This is a genomic window from Aeromicrobium wangtongii (assembly GCF_024584515.1).
In the GTDB taxonomy this organism is placed as follows: Bacteria; Actinomycetota; Actinomycetes; order Propionibacteriales; family Nocardioidaceae; genus Aeromicrobium; species Aeromicrobium wangtongii.
On record NZ_CP102173.1, the window covers coordinates 2,389,975 to 2,407,576 of the forward strand.

14 protein-coding genes are annotated in these 17,602 nt (G+C 70.3%); 3 read left to right on the forward strand and 11 right to left on the reverse strand.

Translation table 11 applies throughout. The features are described from left to right. Positions 1-80: 80 nt before the first annotated feature. Both NQV15_RS11755 and NQV15_RS11760 read right to left on the reverse strand, forming a co-directional pair. The gene (locus NQV15_RS11755) at positions 81-1,463 is read right to left on the reverse strand and encodes a GntT/GntP/DsdX family permease (RefSeq protein ID WP_404801334.1); all 1,383 of its coding nucleotides are present in this window, start codon (positions 1,461-1,463) and stop codon (positions 81-83) included. Further along, a complete protein-coding gene (locus NQV15_RS11760) occupies positions 1,463-1,978 on the reverse strand; it encodes a gluconokinase (RefSeq protein ID WP_232400052.1) in 516 nt (171 codons plus the stop codon). Before NQV15_RS11760 ends, NQV15_RS11755 begins: the two co-directional genes overlap by 1 nt. A 109-nt stretch (positions 1,979-2,087) precedes the next feature. Between NQV15_RS11760 and NQV15_RS11765 the strand changes: the two genes are divergently transcribed. After that, a complete protein-coding gene (locus NQV15_RS11765) occupies positions 2,088-3,062 on the forward strand; it encodes a hypothetical protein (RefSeq protein ID WP_232400053.1) in 975 nt (324 codons plus the stop codon). Here NQV15_RS11765 and ffh read toward each other — a convergent pair. The 9 genes from ffh to NQV15_RS11810 form a co-directional block, all read right to left on the reverse strand. Beyond that, positions 3,046-4,581, reverse strand: a complete 1,536-nt coding sequence (ffh, locus tag NQV15_RS11770) for a signal recognition particle protein (protein ID WP_232400054.1) — start codon at positions 4,579-4,581, stop codon at positions 3,046-3,048. The genes NQV15_RS11765 and ffh overlap by 17 nt on opposite strands. A 93-nt stretch (positions 4,582-4,674) precedes the next feature. Next, positions 4,675-6,957 carry a [protein-PII] uridylyltransferase gene (locus NQV15_RS11775; RefSeq protein WP_232400055.1) on the reverse strand — a complete coding sequence of 761 codons (2,283 nt, stop codon included), beginning with the start codon at positions 6,955-6,957 and terminating at the stop codon, positions 4,675-4,677. A gap of 103 nt (positions 6,958-7,060) precedes the next feature. After that, a complete protein-coding gene (locus tag NQV15_RS11780; protein WP_232400056.1) occupies positions 7,061-7,399 on the reverse strand; it encodes a P-II family nitrogen regulator in 339 nt (112 codons plus the stop codon). A gap of 2 nt (positions 7,400-7,401) precedes the next feature. Further along, positions 7,402-8,664, reverse strand: coding sequence for an ammonium transporter (locus NQV15_RS11785; protein WP_232400057.1), 1,263 nt, complete (start codon positions 8,662-8,664; stop codon positions 7,402-7,404). Between the two features lie 155 nt (positions 8,665-8,819). Then, positions 8,820-9,947: a signal recognition particle-docking protein FtsY gene (ftsY, locus tag NQV15_RS11790; protein WP_232400058.1), complete on the reverse strand. Its 1,128-nt coding sequence runs from the start codon at positions 9,945-9,947 to the stop codon at positions 8,820-8,822. Positions 9,948-10,115: 168 nt separating this feature from the next. Then, complete coding sequence (gene cydC / locus NQV15_RS11795; RefSeq protein ID WP_232400059.1) at positions 10,116-11,705, reverse strand: thiol reductant ABC exporter subunit CydC; 1,590 nt, start codon at positions 11,703-11,705, stop codon at positions 10,116-10,118. Further along, entirely contained in the window at positions 11,702-13,318 is a 1,617-nt protein-coding gene (gene cydD, locus NQV15_RS11800) for a thiol reductant ABC exporter subunit CydD (RefSeq protein WP_232400060.1), read from the reverse strand. The genes cydC and cydD overlap by 4 nt, the downstream gene beginning before the upstream one ends. Before the next feature lie 5 nt (positions 13,319-13,323). Next, positions 13,324-14,319 carry a cytochrome d ubiquinol oxidase subunit II gene (gene cydB / locus NQV15_RS11805; protein WP_232400061.1) on the reverse strand — a complete coding sequence of 332 codons (996 nt, stop codon included), beginning with the start codon at positions 14,317-14,319 and terminating at the stop codon, positions 13,324-13,326. A 13-nt stretch (positions 14,320-14,332) separates the two neighbouring features. Next, a complete protein-coding gene (locus NQV15_RS11810) occupies positions 14,333-15,733 on the reverse strand; it encodes a cytochrome ubiquinol oxidase subunit I (protein WP_232400352.1) in 1,401 nt (466 codons plus the stop codon). 108 nt (positions 15,734-15,841) lie between these two features. Here NQV15_RS11810 and NQV15_RS11815 point away from each other — a divergent pair, with 108 nt between their 5' ends. Then, the gene (locus NQV15_RS11815) at positions 15,842-16,210 is read left to right on the forward strand and encodes a BlaI/MecI/CopY family transcriptional regulator (protein WP_283252408.1); all 369 of its coding nucleotides are present in this window, start codon (positions 15,842-15,844) and stop codon (positions 16,208-16,210) included. Then, complete coding sequence (locus NQV15_RS11820) at positions 16,207-17,094, forward strand: M56 family metallopeptidase (protein WP_232400063.1); 888 nt, start codon at positions 16,207-16,209, stop codon at positions 17,092-17,094. Before NQV15_RS11815 ends, NQV15_RS11820 begins: the two co-directional genes overlap by 4 nt. Positions 17,095-17,602: the final 508 nt, after the last annotated feature.

Consider the following 17,602-nt stretch of genomic DNA (forward strand, 5'->3'; position numbering starts at 1 on the left):
CTGAGGCTAGCCGCACGGGTCCACCCCGGGGCGGGATCGGGTCGTCGGCCGTCACGCCCAGAGCGAACACCGCCGGACGCCTACACCACCACGTTGAGGGCCAGCACGACCACGAGACCACTGACCGACAGGACGGTCTCCATGATCGACCAGCTCTTGATGGTCTGGCCGACGCTGAGGCCGAAGTACTCCTTGACCAGCCAGAAGCCGGCGTCGTTGACGTGGGAGAAGAACACCGAGCCGGCGCCGATGGCCAGCACCAGCAACGACACCTCGCCGCTGGGCAGGCCGGCCGCGATGGGCACCATGATGCCGGCCGCGGTGATCGTGGCGACGGTGGCCGAGCCGGTCGCGACGCGGATGACGACGGCCACGAGCCAGGCGATGAGCAGCACCGAGACGCCGCTGTCCTCGACGAAGTCCGCCACGACCTGCGCGATGCCGGTGTCGACGAGGGTCTGCTTGAAGCCGCCGCCGGCACCGACGATGAGGATGATGCCCGCGATCGGCGGCAGCGAGCTGCTCAGGACGTCCGAGACGTCCTCCTTGGTCATGCCGACGCCGATCCCGAAGGTGAAGATCGCCACGATGACCGCGATCAGCAGCGCCACGAACGGCTCGCCGATGAAGTCCAGGACCGAGCGCAGCGTCGTCCCGTCGTCGACGAGGATGTCGCCGAATGCCTTGCCCATCATCAGCACGACCGGCAGCAGGACCGTCGCGAGCGTGATCGCGAAGCTGGGCCGGCGTTCGCGCTTGTCCGTCGAGGCGTCGTACAGGTCGCCCGCCGGCACCGGGACCCACCGGTCGGCGAACCGGGCGAAGAGGGGGCCGGCGACGATGATGGTGGGGATCGCGACGAGGACGCCCAGCCCGAGGGTCAGACCCAGGTTGGCGTCGACCAGGTCGATCGCGGCCAGCGGGCCCGGGTGCGGGGGCACGAAGCCGTGCATCGCCGACAGGCCGGCCAGGGCCGGGATGCCGAGCGAGATGATCGACCGCTCGGCACGCTTGGCCACCAGGAAGATGACCGGCATCAGCAGGACGAGGCCGATCTCGAAGAACATCGGCAGGCCGATGATCGCACCGATCGCGGCCATCGACCACGGCAGCATCCGAGGGCTGGAACGCCCCACGATGGTGTCGACGATCTGGTCGGCGCCACCGGAGTCGGCCAGCAGCTTGCCGAACATGGCGCCGAGCGCGATCAGCACGCCGACGCCCGACACGGTGCTGCCGACACCCGCGCTGAAGCTGGCGACGACGTCCAGCATCTGCCGGCCGGCGATCGCGCCGACCGTCAGCGAGCCGAGGATCAGGGCCAGGAACGGGTGCAGCTTGAAGTACGTGATCGCGATGACCAGCACCGCGATGCCGATCAGGGCGGCGGTGATGAGCTGTCCCGTCCCCGCAACGGCCTTGACCGGCTCGGGGGCGTCGGCGGTGGCCAGTGCGGTGAGCATCATGCGTCGTCTCCTTCGGACAGACCGGACCGCGCGATGAACTCATCGACGATCTCGGCGGGGGTCGGAGTGATGTCGAAGGCCCAGCCGCGCTCGTCGTCCTCCAACGGCTCCAGCGTGTCCTCCTGGGAGGACAGCAGGGACGACGGCATGAAGTGATCGCGGTGCTCCATGCGGGACTTGATCAGGTCGTGGTCGCCGATCAGGTGCAGGAACACCACCTGCGGTGCGGCGTCGACCAGGACGTCGCGGTACGCCCGACGCAGCGCCGAGCAGCTGACGACTCCCCCGGTCTCGCCTCGCGCCGCGAGCCAGCGTCCGATGTCGGCGAGCCACGGCCAGCGGTCCTCGTCGGTCAGCGGCGTCCCGGCCGACATCTTGGCGATGTTGGCCTCGGAGTGGAAGGCGTCACCGTCCTCGTACTCCACCCCGAAGCGATCGGCCAGCTCGTGACCCACGGCGGACTTCCCCACTCCGGAGATACCCATGACGACGACCAGCGGGGGCGGCTTCATGGATCGACCGTAACGCAGAAAGATGCTTTTCGGCGGTACCCACTTTCGGCGTCCCGATGCCGACCATCGGCCGATGCCGGGGGCGGCCGGACGTGCCTACGCTCGAGCGATGTCGACCACGCGCACCCGCTGGGGCTCCGTCGTCGCTGTCATGGTGATCGCGCCATGGATGGCCGAGATGTCATGGGGCGGCATCCCCTTCACAGACGTGCTGCTGGTGATCGCCTTCCTCGGCCCGATGTACGGCGGAGCGGCGATCTTGATCCGTGAGGTCACCCGCCGGGCCGGACGTGGCTGGCCGACCGTGCTCCTCCTGGCGGCAGCGTTCGGCGTGCTCCAGGCAGGCGTCGTCGATCAGTCGCTGTTCAACCCCGAATACGCCCGGTACGACTTTCAGCACCCGCTGCACGTTGACGGGATCGACATCAGCCTGTACTACCTGGTTGCCTTCGTCACAGGTCATGTCGTCGTCAGCATCACGGTGCCGCTCGTCCTGGCGGAGAGCTGGTCGCCGTGTCCTGGCGAGCCGTGGCTGTCCCGCCGTGGTGTCCGGGTCGTCGCCGGCCTGTATGTCGTGGCGTCGGTCATCAATCACCTCGGGGTCAAGGACGAGGACGGGCGGGGCTTCCAGGCGTCCCCACTGCAGGTGGCTGTTGCGCTGGCAACCGTTGCGGCGCTCGTCGCGGTGGCGCTGTCCTGGCCGCGGCGCAGTGCCACCAACGCACGCGTTCCCCCACCGTGGGCGATGGCGTGCCTCGGATTCGCCGGCTACCTGTTCCACCTGCCGAGCGAGGACGCTGCCGCGATCGCCGTTGCGGTCGCGGTCATCGGGGGCACGAGCGCCGTCGTGGGTCGCTGGGGACGGTCTGCCGGCTGGACGGCCGAGCACGTGTTCGGGCTGGCGCTGGGTGTCACGCTGACGGGCGTGGTCATCCCGTTCGTCGCCGATCCCTACGCGGCGGACGTCGGCCGCGCGCGAGAGATGCTCGACGACGGGGTCGCAGCGGCCATCTGTCTGGTCGGTGCCGGGTTGACCGTGTGGAGGCGCAGGCGCCGGCACCGTCCGGCTACAGCAGGTCCTTGAGCTCCTTGGGCAGCTCGAAGTCCTGTGCGCCCTGGGCCGGGAAGCCGAATGCGTTGGCGCCCTCGTTCTTGGGCGCCGCGCCGCTGGCAGCCGCGGCACGCTTGGCCGGGTTGCCCGACACACGCTTGCCCTTCTTCTTCTGCTGCGGCTTCTGCTTGGCGCCGGCGCGCTTGCCGGCACCCGGCAGACCGGGCATGCCCGGCATCCCGGGGATGCCGCCGCCCTTGGCCATCTGCTGCATCATCTTGCGGGCCTCGAAGAATCGGTCGACCAGACCGTTGACGTCGCTGACCTTCGTGCCCGATCCCCGCGAGATACGGGCGCGGCGCGATCCGTCGATGATCTTGGGGTTGGTGCGCTCGGCCGGAGTCATCGACAAGATGATGGCCTTGATCTTGTCGACCTCGCGGTCGTCGAAGTTGGCCAGCTGGTCCTTGTACTGACCCATCCCCGGCAGCAGGCCGACGATCTTGGACATCGAGCCCATCTTGGAGATGGCTTCCATCTGCTTGAGGAAGTCGTCCAGCGTGAACGACCCGCCCATCAGCTTCTCGGCGTCCTTGGCGGCCTGATCGGCGTCGAAGGCCTTCTCGGCCTGCTCGATCAGGGTCAGCATGTCGCCCATGTCGAGGATGCGCCCGGCCATGCGGTCGGGGTGGAAGACGTCGAAGTCCTTGAGCTTCTCGCCCGTGGACGCGAACATGATCGGCCGGCCCGTGATCGACCGGACCGACAGCGCGGCACCACCGCGGGCGTCGCCGTCGAGCTTGGTCAGGACGACACCGGTGAAGTCGACGCCCTCGAGGAAGGCCTGCGCCGTGACGACGGCGTCCTGGCCGATCATGGCGTCGATGACGAACAGGACCTCGTCGGGGTTGACCGCGGCACGGATGTCGGCGGCCTGCTGCATCAGCTCGGCGTCGATGCCCAGGCGTCCGGCGGTGTCGACCACGACGACGTCGTGCAGGGTCCGCTGCGCCTCGGCCACACCGGCCCGCGCGACCTGGACGGGATCGCCGACGCCGTTGCCGGGCTCGGGCGCGAACACCGTGACACCGGCCTGCTGGCCCACGACCTGCAGCTGGGTGACGGCGTTGGGGCGCTGGAGGTCGGCCGCGACGAGCATGGGCGACTTGCCCTGCTCCTTGAGCCACAGCGCGAGCTTGCCGGCCAGCGTCGTCTTGCCGGCACCCTGGAGGCCGGCGAGCATGATGACGGTCGGGCCGTTCTTGGCGTACTGGATGCGTCGGGTCTCGCCACCGAGGATCTCGATGAGCTCGTCGTTGACGATCTTGACGACCTGCTGGGCGGGGTTCAGCGCCTGGCTGACCTCGACACCGAGGGCGCGCTCCTTGACCTTGGCGATGAACTCGCGGACGACCGGGACCGCGACGTCGGCGTCGAGCAGGGCGACGCGGATCTCGCGCGCGACCGCGTCGATGTCGGCCTCGGAGAGCCGGCCCTTGCCACGCAGGTTCTTGAACGCTGACTGCAGGCGGTCTTGCAGGGTGTCGAACATGGAGCGGCGACGTCCTCAGGTGGGAAGAAATACGGTCTGCTCAACTCTAACCGAGCCCCCTCAGGTCTCGGGCACGACCGCACGAACGGGCCGTCAGGCGAGGTCGGACGCGACCGCGGAGCGCAGCGACTCGGCGGTCGCGTCGCTCAGCCGCCCACCGGCGGCGTCGACGACGTAGAAGACGTCGCGCACCTCGTCGCCGTACGTCGACATGTGTGCCGAGCGGATCGACAGGCCCAGCGATGCGATGCGGTCGCACACCGTCCACACCAGTCCGCGGCGGTCACGAGCGCGCACCTCCAGGACCGTGGCGGTCTCGGTGACGCGGCCCAGCAGACGGACCCGGGCGTCCGGCGCGTCGGGGATCGCTGCCAGCTCGAGGCGTCCGGCCAGGTCGAGCTCGCCGGCCATCGCGGGACGCAGCCGGTCACGCAGTCGGGCCGGGTCGACATCGGACCGGGAGACCTCCCACAGCGTCACCGCGGCATCGTCCAGCGTGACGGTGCGCGCCGACCTGATGGCCAGGCCGGCCAGCGCCAGGCCTCCGGCGAGCTCGGCCATGACGCCGGGACGGTTGGCCGTCACGATGGTGAGCAACGATCCGCCCTGGTGCGGCTCCACGGTCACGGTGAAGTCCGATGGTCCCGTGGTGCCTCGCGCCGGGATGGGCACGTGCGCGGGCCACCCCTCGTACGTCGTCGCGTCGGGTGTCGGCACCGAATCGTCCAGCACCTGGCGCACCTTGGCCACCAGGCCCTCCACCAGACCGCGTCGCCATCCCGTCCACGCGGTGGCGCTGGTCGCCAGCGCGTCGGAGGCCGACAGGGCGCTGAGCAGGTCCAGGAAGTCCTCGGTGCCGACGATCTCGGCGACGTTGGCGGCGGTCGACGGGTCCTCGATGTCACGGCGGGTCGCGATGGTCGGCAGCAGCAGGTGCCACCGCACGAGCTTGCCGATGACCGCCGCATCGTCGGGCGTGAATCCCCAGCGCAGGGCGATCTCGGCGGCCATCGGCTCCCCCGCCTCGGAGTGGTCCGCGCCGTCGACGCCCTTGCCGATGTCGTGGAGCAGGGCCGCCACCGCGAGCAGGTCCGGGCGCGCGACATCGCGTCGCAGCCCGGCGGCGTTGACGCAGGTCTCGACGCTGTGCCGGTCGACCGTGAAGCGGTGCACCGGTGAGGACGATCCACGCAGCCGGATCGGGCCCCACTCGGGCAGCAGGCGCTCGACGACGCCGGCGAAGTCCAGCTCGTCCCACACCGGCACGAGCCCCGGCCCGGCGGTCAGCAGGTCGACCAGGTACCGGGTCGTCGACGGGGCCCATGGATCGGGCAGGTCCCCCATCGTCGTGGCGAGGCGCCGGGCCGAGCCGGAGCTGAGCGGGAGGCCGGAGCGCGCTGCGGCGGCCGCAGCGCGAAGGGCGATCTCGGGGTCTGCCGACGGATCGGCCGTCCTGGTCACGATGACCTCGCCGTCCAGCACGCCGACGCCGTCGTCGACCTGCTGGACGAGCGGGCCCTTCGCGGTGAAGGCGCCCTTGCGGGTGATGGGGGCCAGCGCGTCGTCGACCTTGCGCCAGGCCATCGACGCGAGGTGCGCGATGCGCCGGCCGACCTGCCGGGCGTGCAGGTCCAGCTCGACGGGCTCCATCCCGAGCAGGCGAGCGACATCGGGGACCATCTCGGGGCCCAGCCGCTCGACCCGGCGGCCGGCGGCCTCGTGCAAGGCGTCACGGATGTCCAGCAGCTCGTTGCGCAGCTGCTCGGACTCCGTGTGCGGGACGTCGATCAGCCACGTGGCGACCAGCGCGCGCAGCGTGACGCTGTCGCGCAGCCCTCCGCCGGACTCCTTCAGGTCGGGGACGGCAGCGTGCGCCAGCCAGCCGGACCGCTCGATCCGGGCCGTCCGGGCGGTGCGCACCTCCTCGACGCGGGTGCGGGCGTCCCGCCGCCAGTCGGCCAGCACCTCGGACCGCAGGGCCATGACCAGGCCGGTGTCGCCGGTGACCGGCCGCGCATCCAGCATGCCCATCGCGGCCCGGTGGTCGGTGGCCGCAGCCTCACGCATCTGGATCGTGTCGCGCACCGAGTGGTCCAGCGCGACGCCGTCGTCCCACAGGGGGTACCAGATCGCCTCGGCGACCTGCCGCACGACGGACTCGGCGACCGACGGGTCGTGCAGCAGCACGACGTCCAGGTCGCTGAACGGCGAGAGCTCCGACCGCCCGTACCCACCGACGGCGACCAGCGCCATCCGCGGTCCCCCCCGGGGATCGTCACCGGGCGGCGACGCCGCGGCGAACAGCTGGCGCAACCGCCGGTCGGCCCCGAGAGCCCGCTCGGCACGGCGACGGGCGAGATCGGGGTGCACGGTCACGCCCACAGGCTAGTGCCGCCCGACACGACGCTGGGCCTGACGTTCTGACGAACACGCCGACGGCGTGTCTGCCAGAACGTCAGGCCCAGCGGGGCGGGGTGGGTCAGAGAGCTGCCTCGTCCGTCTCGCCCGTGCGCACGCGCACGACCGAGTCGACGGGCACGACCCAGACCTTGCCGTCACCGATCTTGCCGGTCTGCGCCGACGTCGTGATCGTCGAGACGACGGTCTCCACGTCGGCGTCGTCCACCACGACCTCGAGACGGATCTTGGGCACGAGCGACACGTCGTACTCCGCGCCGCGGTAGACCTCGGTGTGCCCCTTCTGCTGCCCGTAGCCGCTCGCCTCGGTCACCGTCATGCCGGCGACGCCTGCCGCAGCGAGGGACTCGCGCACTTCTTCCCACTTGTGCGGCTTGATGACCGCAGTTACCAGCTTCATGCTCAGAGCTCCTTCAAGAGGTTGGATCCGCCGCTGTTGCTTCCGTACTCGTACGCCGTCTCGAGGTGCTCGATCTGGTCGATGCCGGTCACCTCGTCCTCCTCGCTGATCCGGAAGCCGATCGTGACGTCGATCAACTTACCGATGACATAGGTGAGGACGAATGAGTAGGCCAGCACGGCGACCGCCGCGACGACCTGCTTGCCCAGCTGCGAGACGTCGCCGCCGTAGAACAGGCTGCCGATGCCGCCGGTGTTGGCCTTGGTCGCCAGGACGCCGATCAGGATCGTGCCGACGAGGCCGCCCACGAGGTGGACGCCGACGACGTCCAGCGAGTCGTCGTAGCCGAGCTTGTACTTCAGGCCGACCGCGAGGGCACACAGCACACCCGCGACGATGCCCAGGACGATCGAGCCCACCGGGGACACCGCGCCGGCGGCCGGGGTGATGGCCACGAGACCAGCGACCGCGCCCGATGCGGCGCCCAGGCTGGTGCCCTTCTTGTCGCGGATGTACTCCACCAGGATCCAGCCGATGATGGCCGCGCCGGTGGCGACGGCGGTGTTGACGAACGCCAGACCGGCCAGGCCGTTGGCGCCGACGGCCGAGCCGGCGTTGAAGCCGAACCAACCGAACCACAGCAGGCCGGCGCCGAGCAGCACGAACGGCAGGTTGTGCGGACGCATCGGGTCACGACGCCAGCCGACGCGCTTGCCGAGCACCAGCGCCAGGGCGAGGCCCGCGGCACCGGCGTTGATGTGGACCGCCGTGCCGCCGGCGAAGTCGATCGCCTCCAGCTTGGTGGCGATCCAGCCGCCGTCGTCGCCGAAGTCGAAGACCCAGTGCGCGACCGGGAAGTACACGATCGTGACCCACACGACCACGAACACGAGCCAGGCACTGAACTTGGCCCGGTCGGCGATCGCGCCGCTGATCAGCGCGACGGTGATGATGGCGAACATGAGCTGGAAGCCCACGAAGACGTACTCGGGGATCGTGCCCGAGAGGCTGGCCTGAGTGACGCCGTCCAGCCCGACCTTGCCGAAGCCGCCGAGCAGGCTGCTGCCGTCAGGCCCGAAGGTCATCGTGTAGCCGTACAGGACCCACAGGACGGGAATGATGGCCAGAGCCGAGAAGCTCATCATCATCATGTTCAGCACGGTCTTCGAGCGGACCATGCCGCCGTAGAAGAACGCGAGTCCCGGGGTCATGAGCAGGACGAGGGCCGAGCTGGCCAGGATCCACGCGGTGTCGCCGGTATCCATGAAACCTCCGAAAGGATGAAGTGCTGCGGATGAGGTGCCATCCGCTGCATGACAGCCTGATGTCGGAGGATTTCGCGATGCCGCCGCGCATGTTGCACCCAGGTCACGAAATGCGCGGTCGTGTTAACAGCGCGTTACGTGCCGGACCGAGTGCGTCAGGACAGCAGCGCGTCGACGAACTCCTCGGCGTCGAACGGGGCCAGGTCGTCGGCGCCCTCGCCGAGACCGATGAACTTGACCGGGACACCGAGCTCGCGCTGGACCGCGATGACGATGCCGCCCTTGGCGGTGCCGTCCAGCTTGGTCAGGACGATGCCGGTGACCTCGACGACCTCACCGAAGACACGGGCCTGGGTCAGGCCGTTCTGGCCCGTCGTGGCGTCGATGACCAGCAGCACCTCCGTGACCGGCGCCTGCTTCTCGATGACCCGCTTGACCTTGCCGAGCTCGTCCATCAGGCCGGACTTGGTGTGCAGACGTCCGGCGGTGTCGACCAGGACGACGTCGGCGCCCTCGGCGATACCGCGCTGGACCGCTTCGAACCCGACGCTCGCGGGGTCGCCGCCCTCGGGGCCGCGCACCGTCGGGACGCCCACGCGCTCGCCCCAGGTCTGCAGCTGATCGGCGGCCGCGGCGCGGAACGTGTCGGCCGCGCCCAGGATCGTGTTCTTCTCCTCGGCCACCAGCACGCGGGCGAGACGGCCGACGGTCGTGGTCTTGCCGGTGCCGTTGACGCCCACAACCAGGACGACGCCGGGCTTGCCGTCCGCGCCCTGCGCCGTCAGCGACCGGTCGAGCGTCGGGTCGACCAGGCGGATCAGCTCCTCGCGCAGCGCGGCCTTGGCCTGCTCGGGATCGGTGATGCCCTCGACGCGCAGCTTCGTGCGCAGGTTCTGCACCAGCTCGTCGGTCGCGGTGACGCCGACGTCGGCGGCCAGCAGGGTGTCCTCGATCTCCTCCCACGCGGCATCGTCCAGCGTGGAGCGGCCGAGCACTGCCAGCAGCCCGCGCCCCAGCGCGCCCTGCGACTTGGCCAGCCGCGTGCGCAGGCGGACGAGGCGTCCCTGCGGGGTCTCGGGACGCTCGATCGTCGAGGTCGGCGCGACCTCCACCGGACCCGGCTCAGCGGGTTCCCCCTCCTCGACCCGCGACGGCGGCTCGATCGGTCGCGTCTTGGCGGCAGGCGGCAGCTGCTTGCGCGTCCGCGTCGCGACGAGCGCGACACCTCCGCCCACCAGGACGACAACAGCGGCAATGATGAGGATGAGGGCAGTCGTGGTCACCGCTCGATCCTACGGCGTGGCCGATGCGGCCCGCCTGACCCCGGCCTCGCCCCCGGCCGACGGTTTACCACGGTCCCTCGGCAAACCGTGTCCGCCCAAGGGAAATCTCCCTCGGGAGGACGACGTTTGCCGAGGGACCGTGGTAAACCGTTTTCGCGGGCGGACGCGTCAGCGCCCGGCGGTGACCGCCTCGGCGCCCACGAGGACCTGTCGTCCGACGCGCTCCAAGACCTTCGGGGAGTGGGAGACGATCACCAGGCTGCGTCCGGGCGCGAGCGCGAGGACGTCATCCAGCATCGCGTCGGCGGCGGCCTCGTCGAGGTGCTCGGTGGGCTCGTCGAGGACCAGGATGCGGTGGCCGCCCAGCACCAGACGGGCCAGGCACAGCCGCTGTCGCTCGCCACCGGACAGCCGGTTGCCCCGCTCCCCCACCCGGGTGCCAAGTCCGTCCGGCAGCGAGGTCACGAAGTCCTCGAGGCCGGCCGTGGACAGGGCACGCAGCATGTCCTGGTCGTCGGCGGACGGGTCGGCGATGCGCAGGTTCTCGCGGATCGTGGTGTCGAACACGATCTCGTCCTGGCCCAGGTAGCCGATGACGCCGCGGACGTCGGAGGCCGCGAGGTCGCGGATGTCGACGCCGCCGAGCAGCACCTGCCCCCCGCGGGGCTCCACCAGCCGAGCGAGGGTGTGCGCGAAGGTGCTCTTGCCCGACCCGCTGGGCCCCGTCACCGCGATGACGTCACCCGCGGGCAGGTCGAGCTCGATGCCGTCCGCGACCGTCGACGTCCACCCGACCGCGAGATCGTGCACCCGCAGGTCGTGGGACGCGGGCAGCGGGAGCGGCTCGGTCGGGTCGGTGATCGCCGCGTCCGCGACAGCCAGCTCCCCGAGGCGCGCCTCCGCACCCTCGATCTCGGGCCGCAGCCGCTCGGCCTCCGCCAGCGTGGACAGCGACTCCACCAGCGCGAGCGGCGCGAGGACCACGACGCCCACGAGCACCGGCGCGAGGCCGCCGGACAGGGCAGCGATCGTGGCGACGGCCGCACCGGTGGCCAGCAGCACGATCGCCTCACCCAGGCCTGTGACGACGGCCGCGCGACGTTGCGCCGCCGCCAGCGAGGCGGTCGCGCGACGGGTCTCGCGGCGCAGGACGTCGGTCGCGCCATAGGCGACGAGGTCCTGGGCGGCCAGCACGGCCTGCGAGACGTCCGCCGACAGATCGCCTCGCCACTGGGCGGTGAGCTCCCCGGCCCGCCGTACCGACCACGGCACCACGACGCGGATCGCGGCCATCGCCGCGAGCGTCGAGGCGGCCAGCACGGCACCGGCGAGGGGGTCGATCACCGCCACCAGCGCGATGGTGACCGCTGACGAGACGATCGCCACGACCCACGGCCCGCGCAGCCGCAGCACCCGGTCCTGGATCGCGTCGACGTCTGACACGACCCGGCTGACCAGGTCGCCACGCCGGTGCGCCGGCATGCCGCCGGGCGCGATCCGGTCCAGATCCCGGTAGACGGCGACCCGCGCCTCGGTGATGCGCGCGAACGTCGCATCGTGGGTCAGGAGCCGCTCGACGTATCGCAGCGCCGCCCGGGACAGCCCGAAGAAGCGCACGCCGACGATCGCGACCATCAGGTACAAGACCGGCGGACGCTCGGCCGCGCGCACGATCAACCACGCCGAGACCAGGAGCAGGGCGATGCCGGCGAGCTCGGACAGGACGCCGAACGTGCGTCCCCACAACATCTTCTTCATGCCAGCACCATCCTCGAGGCGAGCCGCAGCTCGCGGTCCGCGGCCGCGATCGTCTCCGGCCGGTGCGCCACGACGACGACGGTCACCCCGAGCGAGCGCAGCGTCGCCAGGACGGCTGCCTCCCGCGATGCGTCCAGACCGGCCGTCGGCTCGTCCAGGAGCACGAGCCGGGCGCTGCCGCGGCGCACCCGCAGCACCGCACGGGCCACCGCGATGCGCCGACGCTCGCCGGCGGACACGTCGTCGCCGGACTCGTCGACGACGCGGTCCAGAGGCAGGTCGGCCGCCCCGGCGTCACGCAGCGCCGCGGCGACGTCCTCGCGGCTCGCGGCGACGTCGCCCAGACGGACGTTGTCCTCGATCGTGCCCGGCACCAGGCCGGGCACCTGCGGGACCCAGGCGATCTGCTCACGCCAAGCGACCGGGTCGATCGACGACAGGTCGACGTCGTCGACCAGGACGTAGCCGGTGGTGGGGCGCTCGAAGGCCATCAGCAGCGACAGCAAGGTGGACTTGCCGCACCCGGAGGGGCCGGTCACCGCGATGAACTCTCCGGGACGGATCCGGGTGTGCGCCAGGTCGAGGCCGGGAACCGCGCGGCCGTCGCGCCGCACCACGATCCCGTCCAGGACGATCTCGGCGGTGCGCAGGTCCGGTGCGGGACCGGTCCCGGTGTGCCGGTCGTGATCGAGCAGGTTCAGCAGCTCGGCGGTCGCCTCGGCGCCCGCGGTGCTGTCGTGGAACATCGCGCCCAGCCGCTTGATCGGGGCGAAGGCCTCGGGCGCCAGCAGCAGGACGAACAGCGCCGGCTCCAGCTCGAGATCGCCCTCGACGACCCGCAGCCCGACGCTGACCGCCACGAGCGCGACCGAGAGGGTCGAGAACAGCTCGAGCACGAACGAGGACAGGAATGCCAGCCCCAGGGCCCGCACCGTCTCACGGCGGTGACGCTCCCCCACCTCACGCAGTCCCTGCTCCTGGCGACGGCCGAAGACCTTGAGGACCGTCAGCCCGTCCAGCACGTCGGCGAAGTGGGCGCCGAGGCGCTCCAGAGCCTGCCAGCGCCGATCGATGCGGTCCTTGGTCACCATGCCGACCAGGACCAGGAACACGATCACCAGCGGCAGCGTCACGGCCAGCACGATCGCCGACAGCAGGTCCGCGCTCGCCACGGCCAGCAGCACCAGCGGCGGGACGAGCCCTGTCAGGACGATCTGCGGCAGGAACCGGCCGATGTACCCGTCGAAGGCGTCGAGCCCCGGGCCGAGCAACGCGACGACACGTGAGCTGCTCGGCCGGGGGCCCAGGCGGCGGGGATCCAGCAGGTCGTCGACGACCTCCTCGCGCAGCTCGGCCTTGACCGTGGCGGCGGCTCGCGCCGACACCGTCGTGTGGCACCACGTGACGAACGCCCGGACACCGAGCCCGGCGGCGATCGCCGCCACCAGCGCCGCGACCGGCTCACCGTCGAAACGATGGGCGACCACCTGTGCCACGACGTACGCGACGGCGATCACCAGCCCGGCGGTGGCCAGGCCCAGCGCGACGCTGGCGCCCAGCAGGCGGCGGACGCCGCGCGAGCGGCGGACGAGACGCGGATCCAGGGGTGCCATCGCGATCAGACCGGGATGTGGTGGACGCCGATGCGGCGACGGAACACCCAGTACGACCAGCTCTGGTAGCCGATCACGATCGGGGTGAAGACCACCGCGACCCACGTCATGATCTTGAGCGTGTACGGCGTCGATGCGGCGTTCGTCGTGGTCAGCGACCACGCGGCGTCCAACGAGGAGGGCATGACGTCCGGGAACAGACCCGTGAACAGCGTCGCGACGAGCAGCGCGATCGCGACCGCGGTGCCGGCGAACGCCCGGCCGTCCCGTCCGGCGACAGCACTGGCCATACCGACCAGGAAGGCCGAGACCGTCAGTGCACCGAGGATCCAGACCGCCAGGCTGCCCTGGTCGAAGCCCGTCCACACCACGAAGGCCACGGCCAGGGCACCGGCCACGACGCCGACCTTGAGGCCCAGGGCGATCGCCCGCTCGCGGATCTCGCCGACGGTCTTGAGACCGACGAAGAACGCACCGTGCACCAGGAACACCGACAGCGTCACCAGACCGCCGAGCAGTCCGTAGGGGTTCAGCAGGTTGAAGAATCCGCCGACGTACTCGTGGTCGGCGTCGATCGGCACGCCACGGACGATGTTGGCCAGGGCCACGCCCCACAGCAGCGCCGGGACGACCGAGCCGAACACGATCGCCGCATCGCAGCGCATGCGCCACGACGGCTCGTCCCGCTTGGAGCGGAACTCGATGCCGATGATGCGCACGATGAGCGCCAGCAGGATCAGGAACAGCGGCAGGTAGAACCCGCTGAACAAGGTGGCATACCACTCGGGGAAGGCGGCGAAGGTGGCGCCGCCGGCGACCAGCAGCCACACCTCGTTGCCGTCCCAGACCGGACCGATGGTGTTGAGCAGGACGCGGCGTTCCTTGTCGTTCTTGGCCAGGACCGCCATGAGCATGCCGACCCCGAAGTCGAATCCCTCGAGCACGAGGTAGCCGACCCACAGGACCGCGATGGTGATGAACCAGAAGGTGGTGAGATCCATGTCAGTGTCCGAATCAGTAGGCGTACGCGAGCGGCGCGTCGGCGTCGTCGGGGTCGGTGGGCGGCTCCAGATCGGGCAGGCCCTTCTGCACGTAGCGCAGCAGAAGCTTCACCTCGATGATGGCCAGGACGCCGTAGAGCAGCGTGAACCCGATCAGCGAGGTGGCCACCTCGGCCACGCTCGTGCTGGGCGAGACGCCGGCCGAGGTCGGCATGAGGCCGAACACGACCCACGGCTGGCGGCCCATCTCGGTGAAGATCCAGCCGAAGGAGTTGGCCACCATGGGCAGCAGCGGCAGGACGATCGCGGTGCGCAGCATCCACTTCGAGCGGGGGATCTGGTTGCGCCGGGTCGCCCAGAGCATCGCAGCGCCGGCCAGCATCGCGAGCACACCGGTCGTCATCATGGCTCGGAACGTCCAGTAGGTGACCGGGATGTTGGGCTTGTAGTCGCCGGGGCCGTACTTCTGCTCGTACTCGGCCTGCAGGGAGTCGATGCCGCGGACCTCGCCGTCGAAGGTGCCGGTGCCCAGGAACGACAGGAGCTTCGGGACCTCGATCTTGAAGACCTCTTCGCTGCCGTCGAGCGTCCCGATGGTCAGGACCGAGAACGGCGCGGGCTTGGCGTCCTCGTACAGTGCCTCGGCCGCGGCCATCTTCATGGGCTGCACCTCGGTCATGACCTTGCCCTGGAAGTCGCCGGTGATCATCGTGCCGACACCGGACACCAGCAGCACGATCGCGCCCATGCGGAACGCCGGCCGGAACGCGTCGGCGTCGCGGTCGGGGTGGCGCATCATGTTCCACAGCGCGATACCGGCGACGAACGCTCCGGCGACCATGAAGCAGCCGATGATCTGGTGCGGGAACGTCGCCAGGAGGACCTTGTTGGTGAGCACGGCGCCGAAGTCGGTGAGCTCGGCGCGGCCCTTCTCGGCGTTCATCGTGTACCCGACGGGGTTCTGCATGAAGGAGTTGGCCGCGAGGATGAAGTAGGCCGAGAACACGGTGCCGGCCGCAGCGATCCAGATGCAGGCCAGGTGGAGGCCGGGCTTGAGCCGGTTCCAGCCGAAGATCCACAGGCCGAGGAAGGTCGACTCCAGGAAGAACGCCAGGAGGCCCTCGATCGCCAGCGGGGCACCGAAGATGTCACCGACGAAGCGCGAGTAGTCGCTCCAGTTCATGCCGAACTGGAACTCCTGGACGATGCCGGTCGCGATGCCCATCGCGAAGTTGATGAGGAACAGCTTGCCGAAGAACTTGGTCAGGCGCAGCCAGCGCTCGTCACCCGAGCGGTGCCACTTGGTCTGCATCACGGCGACGAGGACGGACAGACCGATCGTGAGCGGCACGAAGAAGAAGTGGTAGACGGTCGTGATGCCGAACTGCCATCGTGCTAGGTCAAGAACATCCATCATCGACTCCGTCTCCTACTACGCTGTGTAGTAACTACTACGGAGCGTAGTAAAGCGGTCGGTTCATCGGCAACTCCATTTACTACGTGGCGTAGTAGGATGGGTCACATGCCTCATCTGGGTGAGCTGGAGCGATCGGTCATGAACATCCTGTGGGACGCCCCTGCGCCGCTGAAGGTTCGCGAGGTCCTCGACATCCTGGGCGAGCGAGACCTCGCGTACACGACCGTCATGACGGTCCTCGACCGCCTCGGGAACAAGACCATGGTGCGTCGCGAGCGCGACGGACGCGCCTTCCGCTACGCCCCCGCGATCAGCCGCGATGCCGCGACGTCGGAGCTGCTGCACGCCGCGCTCGACCAGGCCGGCGCCGATCGGACGGCTGCGCTGGTCCACTTCGCCCGCACGGTCGACCCGGCCGAGGCTCAGGCCCTGCGTGCCGCCCTCGACGAGATCGAGTCGCGCACCTCGTCATGACACCGCTCCTGCTCGGCGCGATCGGGTTGGCTCTCGCGCTGCCGATCCCTGCCCTGCTCGCCCGCACCTCCTGGCCGCTGCTGGTGCCCCGCGCCGGCATCGTGCTGTGGCAGTCGTTCGCCCTCGCCGCGATCCTGGCGATCTCCGGCGCGGCCCTGTCGACCGCGCTGTGGCTCGTGACGGCCGACCGGTTGACGTGGTGGCGGGTCGCCCTCCACCTGGTCATCCTGGGCGTCGGCGTGCTGGTGTGGATCCGGTTCTGGTGGACGGCCTGGACAGTCTGGCGCGAGACCCAGGCACGGCGCCGCCGACAGCGCCACCTGGTCGATCTGCTCGGCACGGCCGACGGCGTGGCGCCCTCACTGCGCATCCTGCAGGAACAGACACCCATCGCCTACTGCGTGCCCAACATGTCGTCGCCGCGCATCGTGGTCTCGCAGGGCACGATCTCGTCGCTGGCGCCCGCCGACTTCGACGCCGTCCTGGAGCACGAGCGGGCGCACATGCGCAGTCGGCACGATCTCGTGCTGGAGGCGTTCACGGTGCTGCACCGGGCCTTTCCGTGGTTCATGCGCACCGACGCGCCGCTCGTGCAGAGCCAGGTCATGGTCGAGCTGCTGGCCGATGACGCCGCCCGCCGCGCGCACGGCGCGACCCCCGTCGCCCGTGCGCTCGTGACGCTCGCCGGTTCACCCACCCCGGCCGGCGCGCTGGGCGTCGGGAGCGCTGCGAGCATCCGGATGGCGCGCCTGAAGAACCCTGATCCGCGCAACCCGCTCGCCTCGATCGCCGCCTACTCGATCTCGGTCCTGGTGCTGGTGGCTCCCACGGTGTTCCTGGCCGCTCCGTGGATGATCCACGCCTGGCACACCCTCATCACCTGACCCACCCCACCGCCCCCCGACCGCTGACGCGTGGGTTGCGCACCGCGAGGCGTGGGTTGCGCCCGCTGACGCGTGGGTTACGTATCGCGAGGCGTGGGTTGCGCACCGCGAGGCGTGGGTTGCGCCCGCTGACGCGTGGGTTACGTATCGCGAGGCGTGGGTTGCGCCCCGCGAGGCGTGGGTTGCGCCCGCTGACGCGTGGGTTACGTATCGCGAGGCGTGGGTTGCGCCCCGCGAGGCGTGGGTTGCGCCCGCTGACGCGTGGGTTACGTATCGCGAGGCGTGGGTTGCGCCCCGCGAGGCGTGGGTTGCGCCCGCTGACGCGTGGGTTACGTATCGCGAGGCGTGGGTTGCGCCCCGCGAGGCGTGGGTTGCGCCGTACACAAGCCACGCGTGACCGTGCGCAAGCCACGCGTCAGCGTACGCAAGCCACGCGTGACCGTGCGCAACCCACGCGTGACCGTGCGTAAGCCACGCGTCAGCGTGCGCAACCCACGCGTCAGCGTCG